The following is a 13,081-nucleotide window of genomic DNA, read 5'->3' on the forward strand; positions in this document are numbered from 1 at the left end:
AAAACTTTGTATAAGGGGCAGCTTTCATTAGAAGTTGTCCCTTTCTTTTATTCTCTTTATCTATCTCATAAGCAATTCATTTAAAGTTAACAATACTCCGTTAATTCACTCTATTTTCTCTCACTCAGGAGAATCGTGTCTCCAAGTGATTCGTACATGATCGGGGATGTCAGGCTGATGATCTCAAATACGTTATCCAGGCTATTATTTTTAATGACACCGGAGAAGCGGTACTGTTTGATCTTTTCTGACTTGAATTCGATCTGCACATTATACAAGCGGTTCAAACGTATAGCAATATCATTCAATGTTTCCCCTTTAAATGCCAGTTCATTATCCCTCCACATGCTTGCATAAGCTATATTCTCCGGACTATCAACTACCAATGTTTCACTTTTCCGGCTAAAAGCAACCTGTTGGGCAGGAGACAATACAGCTGAGTGTTTTCCTGCCGTTGCCCGAATACTACCGGAAAACAATGTGGCAATAACATCGTCATCTTCTTTATAGGCTTTTACATTAAATGTAGTACCCAACGCTTCGACATCCAGTCCTCCGGCTTTTACGATAAAACGATGTTCCTTATCTTTTGCAACTTCAAAATAGGCTTCTCCACGCAAATCGACAACCCGGTCCTCCACACCATAATTACTATTATATATTATTTGTGTATGAGAATTCAGCCAGACTTTCGTACCATCCGGTAAAGTAACACTTGCCCGTTGTCCTTTTTCAGCTTCTACCATATACTCTTTAACCTCCGCCATAGACTGCCGAGTATATAGATGAGAGGTTATACCAACTACTACACATAAAATAACAGCCGCCGCATATTGTCCCCAACGAAGCAAACGTCTCCTGTTTTGTTTCCGATCGTTCTTCTGCAGTACAGTCTTATCTGTATTTATCCGGTCTCTTATCTGATTGAACATCCGGAGCTGAACCTCTTCGGAAATCTCCTTTGTTGCAGATTCATGCCAGCGCTGGCGATAGAAAGTCAAAATATCTTCCTGAGAATCAACCTCCCGGAACCAGGCCAACAACTGTTGTTCTTCTTCCGGCGAAGTTTCTCCCCGCATAAAACGATCCAGTAATAATATCTTAGTGTTATCCATCATCTTTATTTTATATTGTATATCCTAAAATCGTACTGTTCCCTTACAAGGGATATAAAAAAAGGATGTCTTTAACATCCTTTAATCATCAAAAGCATCAATATCGCCAAATTAGTATCGTCCGAAAGCTTTTGTTTTATAAAACGCAGCGCTCTATACAATTGCGTTTCAACTGTTTTTTCAGAAATAGACAAACGGGCTGCAATCTCTTTATTCGACAGATGATGACGTCTGCTTAAATGAAAAATATCCTTTCTGGAAGGGGGAAGTTGTTCAACCAATGTATCAATATATTCCTTTAGTGAGTCTGCATCTATATTCTCTTCCATCAGTGATTCGGTCTCTATAGACCGGTCTTTCAAAGCAATATTGACTTGTTCTGATTGCAGACGATTTTCTGTTTCTTTATATACCAGATTCCGGGCAATAGCAAATAGATAGGAATCAAACCCCAGTTCAGGATCTATATTTGTGCGTTTCTCCCATATTTTCAGAAAAACAGTTTGCGTTAGATCTTCAGCCAGGGATTTATCATATAGAAGAGACTGGATAAAATTAAACACCCAGGAACTATATTTCCAGTAAACAACCTCAAACGCTTTTTCATCTCCCAGCTTCAAACGAAGCAAAACATCCGAGTCTATTGTGGCTATTGCGTGTTTTTTCATCTCTCCTCTCCGTTGACATTGACAAAGATAACATTTTATCCTTAGTTCATAAAGGACTAAGTCACTTTATATCTAACGAGGAAATTATATGAAAGAGGAACCATCTGAATTGATCATAAAATATCTGCAAGGGCAATTGGATGAACAAGGGATAAATGATTTCTATTCCTGGGTGAATGAGAATGCTGAAAACAAAAAAGTATTCTTTGAAACTAAGGCTATCTATGATGCCTGCCATTCCAATAAAATGCATGATGATATAGATAAAAGCTGGAACCGTCTTTTGAAAAAGAAAAACAATCGGCAGAAAAAAATCAAATGGCTTCAGTTTGGCAATTACGCAGCTGTTTCCTTCATCACGGTCTGTCTTACTTCGTTATTTCTGACTCTGAATAAAGAGGAAGATAAAATAGCTACACGATATATCGGTGGGGATGGCCTGAATGCAGACATCGTCGAACTTCCGGATGGAACACAGGTCTGTCTAGGATCAAAAACCGTATTCTATTATGAAAATGACTACGGCAAAAGGCAAAGAACTGTCTATTTGGAAGGAGAAGCCTATTTTATAGTTGCCAAACAAAAGGATAAACCTTTTATCGTAAAAACGAAGGAACAGAATATTGAAGCGTTGGGTACTAAATTCAATGTCACTGCCTACGCTTCCGACTCCCTGCTTACCACGACATTACTGGAAGGTGTTGTCCGCCTAACGACGGACAACATTTCCCATCAGGCCGTATTAAGGCCGAATCAACAATTTATCTATAACAGAAATACACATCTTACCGATATTAAAAAAGTGGATGCCAAACAGTTCACAGCCTGGACAACAGGATATTACTATTTTCCGGAACAAAGCTTGGAAGCCATGCTATATCGTTTAAGCCATGTTTACGGCGTACAGTTCACTGTCGAATCTGAAGCTTTGAATAAACGAACTTTTACAGGTACTTTCTATCGCGGACAAAGTATAAAAGATATTATGGAGATCATCAACCTTTCCATTCCAATCAAATACAAGATTGACGATCATCATATAACCGTTTCTGAAATATAAATAATAGCTAATCTTAAAAATGTAAGGATATGAGTGAGTAAAGTGGTAAAAGAAAAAAGAAGAGAAAATCTTGCCGGATTCTCTCTTCTAAAATGTGTGAATCAATTAAACTCCCATTGCCGTGGGATCATGTTTAATCTTAAAACATTCAAAAGTATGAATAATCAACATATAGTTGTTTCTGTAAATCTGAAAAGAACTATAAAAATTATGAAATTAACCGTGTTAATGCTAACCGTTTGCCTGTCGCAAATGGTCGCCGCAACTTATGCGCAAACAACAAAACTGAATGTTTCCGCTAAAGAAGAAACATTAGAAAATGTACTGAAACAGATAGAAAAACAATCGGAGTTCCTGTTTTTCTATAATCTGGAAGAGATCAACAAAAATGAAAAAATCTCTATCAGTAAGAAAAATGCCAATATCCAGGATGTCTTAGAAACTATCGCTACAAAGACAGGCTTGAGATATACTATTAAAGACCGTCACATTGTGCTGACTACAGAGCATGCTTCAATGTCTGCCATCTCACAGCAATCACAGAAAGTAACAGGTGTGATTAGTGATGCTATGGGACCTGTCGCCGGTGCAAATGTCATTCAGAAAGGAACTACCAACGGTACAACGACTGATATCGATGGTAAATACTCTATTGACGTACCAGCCAATGCAACATTAGTCGTTTCTTTTATCGGTTATACACCGCAAGATGTAGCAGTAAAAGGCCAAAGTGTTATCAATATTCTTTTAAAAGAAGATACACAGGCTCTGGAAGAAGTGGTAGTTGTCGGTTATGGTACGATGAAGAAAAAAGACTTGACAGGTGCTGTAGCCTCTGTCAAGATGGACGATACCCCAGTCGGAACCGTTTCTACCGTCAGCCATGCTTTGGCTGGTAAAGCTGCCGGTTTGCAGGTAAGTACGATCAGTGCACAGCCAGGCGGTCAGTCTACTTTTCGTATCCGTGGTGCAGCTTCCTCCGATAAAGCTGGAAACGACCCATTGATCATTATCGACGGCTTCCCGGTAAGTGCACCGGATGGATTGGATAGTGGTAACCAGTATAAAGATGGTAACAAAGACAACATCCTGGGCTCTATCAACCCGAATGATATCGAATCTATCGAAGTTTTGAAAGATGCCAGTTCAACTGCTATCTATGGTGCACGTGCCGGTAACGGTGTGATCATCGTAACGACGAAACGCGGTAAAAGTGGAGCTGCTAAAGTACAGTATTCCGGTTCTGTGTCTGTTCAGGATATCGCTAAGTCTTATGAGATGCTGGATGCTTCCGGTTTTATGCAGGCAACAAACAACTATAACCGTGAGTTGTGGTTACGTACGAACGGTGTCGGTATTTATGGAGGAAAGTCTGAATCTGAAATCGGAACTCCTTTTGTCCCGACTTATACGGCCGACCAGATTGCCAATCCGGCAAACAATACAAACTGGTTTGACGAGATCTCTCGTTTGGGTTTCCAGACTTCACACAACTTATCGATTACAGGCGGTAACGACAATACAAAGTATTTAATTTCCGGAAACTATTTCAAACAGGACGGTGTGATCAAGAATAATGCAATGGAACGTTATTCTGCCCGTGTTAATCTGGACCAGAAATTGAGCAAATATGTAAAAATGGGTGTGAACCTGAATGTTTCACGAAATGAATATGACAATATTCCATTAGGAGACGGACAGAATGAAAATGCAGGTATTCTGGTTTCCGCCGCTCAATTCAATCCGGCATTACCAATCCGTGACGAAAATGGTGATTATTCGATGAACTCCGACGCTTCTTTCCTGCCGAACCCTGTATCTCTACTGGATATTACAGATAAGACAACAAAAGAACGTCTGTTAGGAAATGTATTCTTTGAAGTCCGTCCGATCCAGGATTTACTGCTGAAAGCAAACTTCGGTATCGACCGTAACTACCAGAAACGTAAACAGTACATGCCGACTACCACACTTTACGGAGCCAGAGAGAATGGTTCTGCATATGTAGCTCAGGCTGATAACTCGGATTACCTGATGGAATTGACTGCCAACTACTCCAAACAGATCGGTGAACATAACTTTGGTGTATTAGCTGGTCATTCATATCAGTTGTTTACGTACGAAATGTTGTCAGGTAAGAGCAATGACTTCATTACAGACGGTTTCTTATATAATAACCTGGGAGCTGGTAATGCCAAACGCCCGACTGTCGGTTCTAGTGCGACAAAATCCCGTATGGCATCTTTCTTCGGACGCGTGAACTATTCTTTTAAAGATCGTTATCTGTTGACTGCCACGATTCGTACGGACGGTTCTTCCAACTTTGCAGAAGGAAACCGCTGGGGTGTTTTCCCATCTGTTGCTGCCGGTTGGAGATTCCTGGAAGAAGATTTTATGTCACCATTGAAAAACGTTCTGTCCAATGGTAAATTACGTTTAAGCTATGGTGAAACCGGTAACTCCAATGTAGGCGATGTGGCTTACAGCTACTATAAAGTTAAAGACCGCAATAATATATTCGGAGGTTCTATGATCAACGGTGTTTATCTGGATCAGTTGGGTAATGGTGCCCTGACCTGGGAAACAACACGCGAATGGAACGTTGGATTGGATTTGGGATTCCTGGACGGACGTGTTAATGTCACAGCTGAATATTATCATAAGAATATCTCGGATCTGCTGAATGAACGTACTTTGCTTTCTTATAACGAAGTAAACAAAATCATTGCAAACGTTGGTAAAACACAAAGCCAGGGTTTTGAATTGACTATCAATACAACGAATATCCGTAATAAAGATTTCGAATGGACTTCTGACCTGACCTTCTCTTTGTATCGCGACAAATGGAAAGAACGCGACCCGAACTGGAAGCCGAAAGCGTATGACGAATATAACGGTTGGATGCGTTACTATTCCGGTTATCTGTCAGATGGATTAGTTCAGCCGGGTGAAACAATCGACCATATGCCGGGTGCATTGCCTGGACAGGTAAAGATTAAAGACATCGATGGTTATGTATATGAAGCTGATGGTTCTATCAAAGTAGACGAACATGGTATCCCGATGAAGACAGGTAAACCCGACGGCAAGCTGGATGATGCCGATAAGGTGATTTACGGAAGTAAAGACCCGGGGTACTTAATGGGATTCAATAATACATTACGTTATAAAAACTTCGATTTCAATATCTATTTCTACGGCCAGTTCGACAAATTATCTGCGGGCAGTTACAAAAAGACTTGGATCAGTAATAACGTAAACGACTTGCGTCGTGGTTATAACCAGCCGACTTCCATCAAAGATATCTGGAGTTCAGCAAACCCGAATGGTACACTGCCTGGTTATTTCCAGACAGAAAGTGCATATGGTACAGGTGATTATTATTACGAAAAGACCTGGTTTATCCGTTGCCGTAATATTACGTTAGGTTATAATATCCCGCTCAAGACCAGTAAACACATTTTGTCGAACGTACGTGTTTACTTTGATGTGAACAATCCGTTTATCATTACTCCGTACACAGGTCTTGATCCTGAAACCGATGTCTCAAGTGACAAGACCGATGCAGCACAGTTGCAATGGGCTTATCCGAACGTTCGCACATATAGTTTCGGTTTGGATATTACATTCTAATCAGTATAAACAGATAAAAACAAAGATAAAGTCATGAAAAAATTATTATATACAGTAATGTGCTGTTGCGCATTAGCCTCATGTACTAATTTGGATTCGGAGCGATACGATGCGATCAATCCGGACTTCTTCCCGACAAATGAAAAAGATGCAGAAGCGCTTGTTGTAGGAGGTGTTTATGCTCCTTTCCGTAGCGCGGAATATAGCGGTGTGTTCAGTACGGCTCATAGCTTCCAGGTTATCGGAGATATGTCAACCGATATTGCAGTCTGCTGCTGGGTAAACGACAGCTGGATTCCACTGACGACTCACAACTGGACTCCGAACCATAGTTATACTACTCTTAATTATACGGATTATGCGAAATACCTGGGTACAATGACATTAACATTGGATCGTATTTCTAATGTAGAAATGAGTGATGAAAAGAAAGCATTACTGGTGTCAGAAACTCATCTCGGCCGTGGTTGGCTGGCATTTTTACTATATGACTTCTACGGTCCTATTCCAATCCCGACCTTAGAAGATTTACAGAATCCGTTGGATGAGGTGATAGAACCGCGTGCAACCCAGGAAGAAATGACAAAGTTCATCGAAACAGAATTGACCGAATCCCTGAAAGGCCTGCCGACCCGTACAACACAATTCGGACGTTTCGACAAAGGTTTGGCATATACTGTTCTGATGAAATTCTATATGCATGAAAAGAACTGGGCGAAAGCTGAAGAATGTGGTCGTGAACTGTTGAAAGCTGAATACGGTTACGGATTAATGAGTAATTATGCGGACATCTTTACACTTGAAAACGAAGGTAATAAAGAAATTATCTTTGCTTGTACGGAAGAAAGAGGTACGAACCTGCAGTTATGGCATGACCATGCTTTACCAGGTAACTATCCGACACAGAATACTGCTATCCAGAAATGGGATGGTTATAAAGTGCCATGGCCTTTCTATCGCACATTTGAAAAAGGCGATGACCGCTTGACTGTTTTAGTCGGTGAATACGTAGGTACCGACGGGGTCCTTTTCAATGAAGAATCTGATATCCAAAAACATGGAAATCTCTATTCGGGAGCAGTTCCCGTAAAATATGGTGAAGATCCCGAGTCTACGGGTGACGGCAGTCAGATCGACCTGGTTGTTTATCGTTATGCAGATGTCCTGACACTGCTTTCAGAAGCAATTGTCCGCAAAGGCAACGCTGTTACTTCAGAAGCACTGGATTTGTTGAATCAGGTCCGTGTTCGTGCCAAACTGAATCCATATGTAATGGGTGATGTGAAGGGTGTGGATGACTTCCTTCAGAAAGTATTGGATGAAAGAGGACATGAACTCTGGTTTGAAGGAGTTCGCCGTTCCGACCTGATCCGTCACGGACAGTTTATCCAGAATGCGAGAGACCGTGGCTGTACGACAACGAAAGATGAATTCGTATTATTCCCGTTGCCTCAGGCTGTTATCAACGAAGGCAAAGGTAAAATTATTCAGAACCCCGGATATTAATTCGCTGCTTTGAAGAATAAAAACTATATTTGCATTTTAAGAAAAGGCCGCTTTAACTGCGGCCTTTTTTTCTCTGACAAAAAACTAAATATCATGAAACATTTGTTTTATACATTTCTCTCCGGTTTACTTTTTATAAGTAATATACTGCCTTCCAATGCCCAGGACTATCCTCCCAATCCTTTGGAAAAAGAAGGATACCGTTTAATTTTCCATGATGAATTTGATGGTAAAGAAATTAATACCGATAAATGGATTCCGGAGTATTTGCCGTCATGGCCTAAAGACAGATCCGTTTGTACCCCAACTTATGAAATGAAGAATGGTATTATCAGACTTATCATTGACAAGAACTCAAAAAATGAATTTGATAACGGCATGTATATTTCCGGTTTCATGAGTGCCAGTCGAACCGGACTGCATCATTATGATCCAAAGAAAAAAGCACTTCACCAGATAAAAACCGAAGCAACTCAGATCAATCAGTACGGATATTACGAAATGCGTGCCAAGATGCAGGATGGCGGAGGTGTTCATTGTGCCTGGTGGCTCATCGGTTTCGAAGACGATCCGAATCAAAGTTGTGAAATCGATATATTCGAAATACTGGGAACTGATGTCAATCGTATTTGGGCTACAGTACATAGCTGGAAAGATTCTACCATTCAATATCATACGGAACATCCGTGGTTTGCCAATAAAAAACTGGCAGAAGAGTTCCATATATATGGCTTCGACTGGACACCAGAAGGTGTCACTGTTTATGTCGATGGTATAGAGGTAATGAAACACAAAGCAGCAATTACTTATCCGCTTATCCAGATCATTTCTTTCTATGATAACCGGAAAGCTAAAGATGGTTGGACAGGTACTTATGATCCGTCCGTTCCTTACCCTAAAAGTTTCGATATCGATTATATCCGCATGTATAAAAAAATACCGGAAGGATATAATGCTGTTCCGGAGAATAACCTGTGCATCGCTTCTATAGAACCTGCCCGTTTACAGATAGCGGAAGGGGATGCCGTTCTACGAAACATTGACGGACATATTACCCGTGAGTTGTTATTTGCTCCTTCATTTGTCAACGTACATTATAACGATGGTACTACTACACAACAATTTGTCGAATGGGAACCGTTAAGTGACGAAGCCTTCGGGAAAACTCAAAAAGAAGGAACTGTCATTGTCGACGGTCGGATCAAAGGACTACCGGAGGCATTACTGAAAGGACAAAAAGCTACGCTAATCATTACTGTTAAATAAAATTAATTCAATGAAAGTAATTCATCTCTTATGCTTACTGTTCATCACGGTGATAGCCGAAGCCACATCACCAGTAAAGGCTTTATTAGAGCGTATAGACAAAGGGGCTTCCGATAAATTTCTTATCGAACAGGTCAATTCTCCGGTCGATTTCTTCGAACTGGATCAGAAAGGGAACAAAGTCGTTATCCGTGGAAATAATCCGGTAAATATTGCGGCGGGATTAAACTGGTACTTAAAATACTATGCCGGAATCCATCTTTCCTGGAATGGCATGCAGGCCACGCTTCCGGAAATTTTGCCTGCCGTCACCCAAAAGGAACGCCATGAAACAGAAGTGAAATACCGGTACGATTTTAATTATTGTACCTATTCGTACACTATGGCTTTCTGGGATTGGGAACGTTGGGAAAAGGAAATTGACTGGATGGCCCTGCATGGGATCAATCTGCCGCTTGCTATGGTTGGGACAGATGGTGTCTGGTATAATGTGCTTAAAAAATTAGGATACTGTAAAGAAGAGATCGACGAGTTTATTGCCGGTCCCGGTTTTCAAGCCTGGTGGTTGATGAACAATCAGGAAGGGTGGGGAGGCCCCAATTCGGATAATTGGTATAAACAACAGATAGCTCTCCAGCAACGCATTTTAAAACGAATGCGTGAATATGGCATTGAACCCGTGCTCCCGGGTTATTCAGGCATGGTTCCTCATAATGCCAAAGAAAAATTGGGATTGAACGTATCCGATCCGGGATTATGGTGCGATTACCGCCGTCCGGCATTTTTGCTGCCGACCGATCCCCGTTTTCATGAAATAGCCTCGCTTTACTATAAAGAAATGAACAAGCTCTACGGCAAAGCCAACTTTTATAGCATGGACCCATTCCATGAAGGAGGAAGTGTTGCCGGAGTAAACCTGGATGCTGCCGGAAAAGCAATCATGCAGGCTATGAAAAAAAATAATCCGAAAGCTGTTTGGGTCGCTCAGGCGTGGCAGGCAAACCCACGTTCTCAAATGATAGAGAACCTGAAAGCCGGTGATATGATTGTTTTGGACCTGTTTTCAGAAAGCCGTCCGCAATGGGGAGATCCTAAATCTACCTGGTATCGGAAAGAAGGGTTCGGACAACATGACTGGATTTACTGTATGCTGTTGAATTACGGAGGGAACATCGGATTACATGGAAAGATGAACCATGTGATCGATGAATTCTACAAAGCCAAGAAAAGTCCTTTTGGCAAAACATTGAAAGGTGTCGGCATGACCATGGAAGGAAGTGAGAATAATCCTGTCATGTTCGAATTGCTTACTGAACTACCCTGGCGTGCAGAAAAATTTGATAAAGACCAATGGATAAAGAATTATACGTTTGCCCGTTATGGGAAAACAAACAAGACGGTACAGGATGCCTGGATATTATTAAGTAATTCTATCTATAACTGTCCGTCCGAAAATGTGCAGCAAGGTACTCATGAATCTATTTTCTGCGCCCGCCCTTCCGAGCATCCGTATCAGGTATCCAGCTGGTCGGAAATGGAGGACTATTACGATCCGGAAGATGTGATACATGCGGCAGCTATGCTGGTTTCTGTGGCTGATCAATTTAAAGGGATTAATAACTTTGAATATGATCTGGTAGATATCGCTCGCCAGGCAATCGCAGAAAAAGGAAGGCGGATTGAAAAAGTGGTCGAAGCGGCTTATATTTCCGGTGATAAGTCTCTTTATAGAGCTTCCACAGAGCGTTTTCTGGCATTACTCCTGTTACAAGACGAATTGTTAGGGACTCGTCCGGAATTTAGAGTCGGTAACTGGATTCGACAAGCCCGTTCCATTGGTAATACTCCGGAAGAAAAAGATCTTTATGAATGGAATGCCCGGGTACAGATCACAACCTGGGGAAACCGGAATGCAGCAAATAACGGAGGGTTACGGGATTATGCCCACAAAGAATGGAATGGCATTCTGAAAGACTTTTATTATATGCGCTGGAAAACCTGGTTTGACCATCAACTTCAAAAGCTGGAAGGGAATAATCCTGCAGAGATAGATTTTTATGCATTGGAAGAACCTTGGACAAAAGCAACTAATTTTTATACCTGGAAACCGGAAGGAGACTGTATTCCAACTGTAAAACGTATCTTTGCGGAAGTATTTGAATAAAAACTTTTAATAATAACGCTATGCACTTAAGAAAAACACTTCTTCTATCCTTTCTGACTGTATTTTTTACATTATCATGTTGGGCCGGAAGCAAATACGAATCAAAAATCGCATCTTTAGAAGGTGAAAAATGGTGGGGAGGTATGGTTGCCTTAGGATCTCAAATGCCTTTTAAAGACAATCTCCGTCTATTCGATCTTGCCTCTGAAAACCTGAACAATCAGAATGTTCCTCTTCTTTTATCTTCTGAAGGAAGATATATCTGGAGTGAAAAACCGTTCTCTTTCAAGATAGAGAATGGCAATTTACAAATCTTTTCAGAGTATGAAAGCTTGGAACCTGTATTGGCTGGTAATACATTAAGAGATGCTTATCTGGCTGCCTCAACCAAGTATTTTCCACCTTCGGGTCAATTGCCGGATTCTTTGTTTTTCTCAATGCCGCAGTATAATACATGGATTGAACTGATGTACAATCAGAACCAGGAGGATATACTGAAATATGCAGATAACATATTGAAAAACAAATTTCCGGTAGGAGTTTTTATGGTAGACGATAACTGGCAAAAACATTATGGAAATTTTGACTTCAAGCCGGAACGTTTTCCCGATCCGAAAGGAATGATCGACCAATTGCACAAAGACGGATTCCGCATTATGTTATGGATCTGTCCGTTTGTAAGTCCGGATAGCCCCGAATTCCGTGAATTGCAGCAAAAGGGATATCTGATCAAGAAAAAAGGTACCCAGCAAGCAGCGATAATCCCCTGGTGGAACGGGTATAGCGCTTGTTACGATCTTAGTAATCCGGGAGCGGCAGAACATTTGAAGCAACAGTTACGCAATATGCAGGAGAAATACGGTGTCGATGGTTTTAAATTCGATGCAGGCGATATAGGTCATTATAATGATCCTAATCTGGAGTTTTATGATAAAGCAGCTACATCGGTCGATATGTGTGAATACTGGGCGAAAATAGGATTGGATTTTCCGTTTAACGAATACCGTGCCGGTTGGAAAATGGGAGGACAGGCTTTGGTCCAGCGTTTAGGAGATAAGGATTATTCCTGGAATGCTGTAGGGCTTCTTATTCCTGACATGATTGCAGCCGGCTTATTGGGATATGCTTATGCTTGTCCGGATATGATTGGCGGAGGCCAGTTCGGTTCTTTTTTGGGTGTCGATCAAACCAAACTGGATCAGGAACTGATCGTTCGTTCCTGCCAGGTCCATACATTAATGCCTATGATGCAGTTTTCTGTAGCTCCCTGGCGTATTCTCGATGAGAAACACCTGGCTATTTGCCGTGATTATGCTCATTTACATGAAAAGATGGGAAGTTACATTCTGGAACAAGCCCGCCAATCAGCTCAGACAGGCGAACCGATCCTCCGCCATATGGAATACGCATTTCCACATCAGGGATTTGTGGATTGCAAAGACCAGTTCATGCTGGGGGATAAGTATTTGGTAGCCCCGATCCTGACCAAAGAACATACCCGCAAAGTTATGTTGCCCAAAGGACAATGGAAAGACGATACAGGCAAAAAATTCCGTGGACCGAAAACGATTGAGGTGGAAGCTCCTTTGGAGAGGTTGCCTTGGTTTGAGAAGATAAAATAATCTGTACTATACAAAATGAGAGTGATTCGGTATCCAATCACTCTCAT

General features: G+C 41.3%; 8 protein-coding genes. 6 read left to right on the top strand and 2 right to left on the bottom strand.

Annotated elements, in window-relative coordinates; all coding sequences use genetic code 11:
- Positions 1–110 precede the first annotated feature (110 nt).
- Positions 111–1,118 (bottom strand): FecR family protein, encoded by a 1,008-nt coding sequence (locus DWX23_RS15990; RefSeq protein WP_122375199.1) that lies wholly within the window; start codon positions 1,116–1,118, stop codon positions 111–113.
- 68 nt (positions 1,119–1,186) lie between these two features.
- On the bottom strand, positions 1,187–1,783 hold the full coding sequence (locus DWX23_RS15995) for an RNA polymerase sigma-70 factor (RefSeq protein ID WP_122375200.1): 597 nt from the start codon (positions 1,781–1,783) through the stop codon (positions 1,187–1,189).
- A gap of 88 nt (positions 1,784–1,871) precedes the next feature.
- Between DWX23_RS15995 and DWX23_RS16000 the strand changes: the two genes are divergently transcribed.
- The 6 genes from DWX23_RS16000 to DWX23_RS16025 all read left to right on the top strand — a co-directional run bounded on the left by DWX23_RS16000 (position 1,872) and on the right by DWX23_RS16025 (position 13,034).
- The gene (locus DWX23_RS16000; protein ID WP_122375201.1) at positions 1,872–2,843 is read left to right on the top strand and encodes a FecR family protein; all 972 of its coding nucleotides are present in this window, start codon (positions 1,872–1,874) and stop codon (positions 2,841–2,843) included.
- Positions 2,844–2,999: 156 nt separating this feature from the next.
- Entirely contained in the window at positions 3,000–6,476 is a 3,477-nt protein-coding gene (locus DWX23_RS16005; protein ID WP_122375244.1) for a TonB-dependent receptor, read from the top strand.
- Positions 6,477–6,509: 33 nt separating this feature from the next.
- Positions 6,510–7,982, top strand: a complete 1,473-nt coding sequence (locus DWX23_RS16010) for a RagB/SusD family nutrient uptake outer membrane protein (RefSeq protein ID WP_122375202.1) — start codon at positions 6,510–6,512, stop codon at positions 7,980–7,982.
- A 93-nt stretch (positions 7,983–8,075) separates the two neighbouring features.
- Positions 8,076–9,248, top strand: coding sequence for a family 16 glycosylhydrolase (locus tag DWX23_RS16015; protein ID WP_122375203.1), 1,173 nt, complete (start codon positions 8,076–8,078; stop codon positions 9,246–9,248).
- A 10-nt stretch (positions 9,249–9,258) separates the two neighbouring features.
- Positions 9,259–11,412, top strand: a complete 2,154-nt coding sequence (locus DWX23_RS16020) for an alpha-N-acetylglucosaminidase (protein WP_122375204.1) — start codon at positions 9,259–9,261, stop codon at positions 11,410–11,412.
- A 20-nt stretch (positions 11,413–11,432) separates the two neighbouring features.
- Positions 11,433–13,034 (top strand): glycoside hydrolase family 31 protein, encoded by a 1,602-nt coding sequence (locus DWX23_RS16025; RefSeq protein ID WP_122375205.1) that lies wholly within the window; start codon positions 11,433–11,435, stop codon positions 13,032–13,034.
- Positions 13,035–13,081 lie beyond the last annotated feature (47 nt).

This window comes from Parabacteroides sp. AF18-52, assembly GCF_003479145.1.
Classification (GTDB): domain Bacteria; phylum Bacteroidota; class Bacteroidia; order Bacteroidales; family Tannerellaceae; genus Parabacteroides; species Parabacteroides faecis.

Coding starts and splice junctions, on each gene's coding strand:
- DWX23_RS16020 (WP_122375204.1), top strand. CDS start 9,259: ATGAAAGTAATTCATCTCTTATGCTTACTGTTCATCACGGTGATAGCC.
- DWX23_RS16025 (WP_122375205.1), top strand. CDS start 11,433: ATGCACTTAAGAAAAACACTTCTTCTATCCTTTCTGACTGTATTTTTT.
- DWX23_RS16000 (WP_122375201.1), top strand. CDS start 1,872: ATGAAAGAGGAACCATCTGAATTGATCATAAAATATCTGCAAGGGCAA.
- DWX23_RS15990 (WP_122375199.1), bottom strand. CDS start 1,118: ATGATGGATAACACTAAGATATTATTACTGGATCGTTTTATGCGGGGA.
- DWX23_RS16010 (WP_122375202.1), top strand. CDS start 6,510: ATGAAAAAATTATTATATACAGTAATGTGCTGTTGCGCATTAGCCTCA.
- DWX23_RS16005 (WP_122375244.1), top strand. CDS start 3,000: ATGAATAATCAACATATAGTTGTTTCTGTAAATCTGAAAAGAACTATA.
- DWX23_RS15995 (WP_122375200.1), bottom strand. CDS start 1,783: ATGAAAAAACACGCAATAGCCACAATAGACTCGGATGTTTTGCTTCGT.
- DWX23_RS16015 (WP_122375203.1), top strand. CDS start 8,076: ATGAAACATTTGTTTTATACATTTCTCTCCGGTTTACTTTTTATAAGT.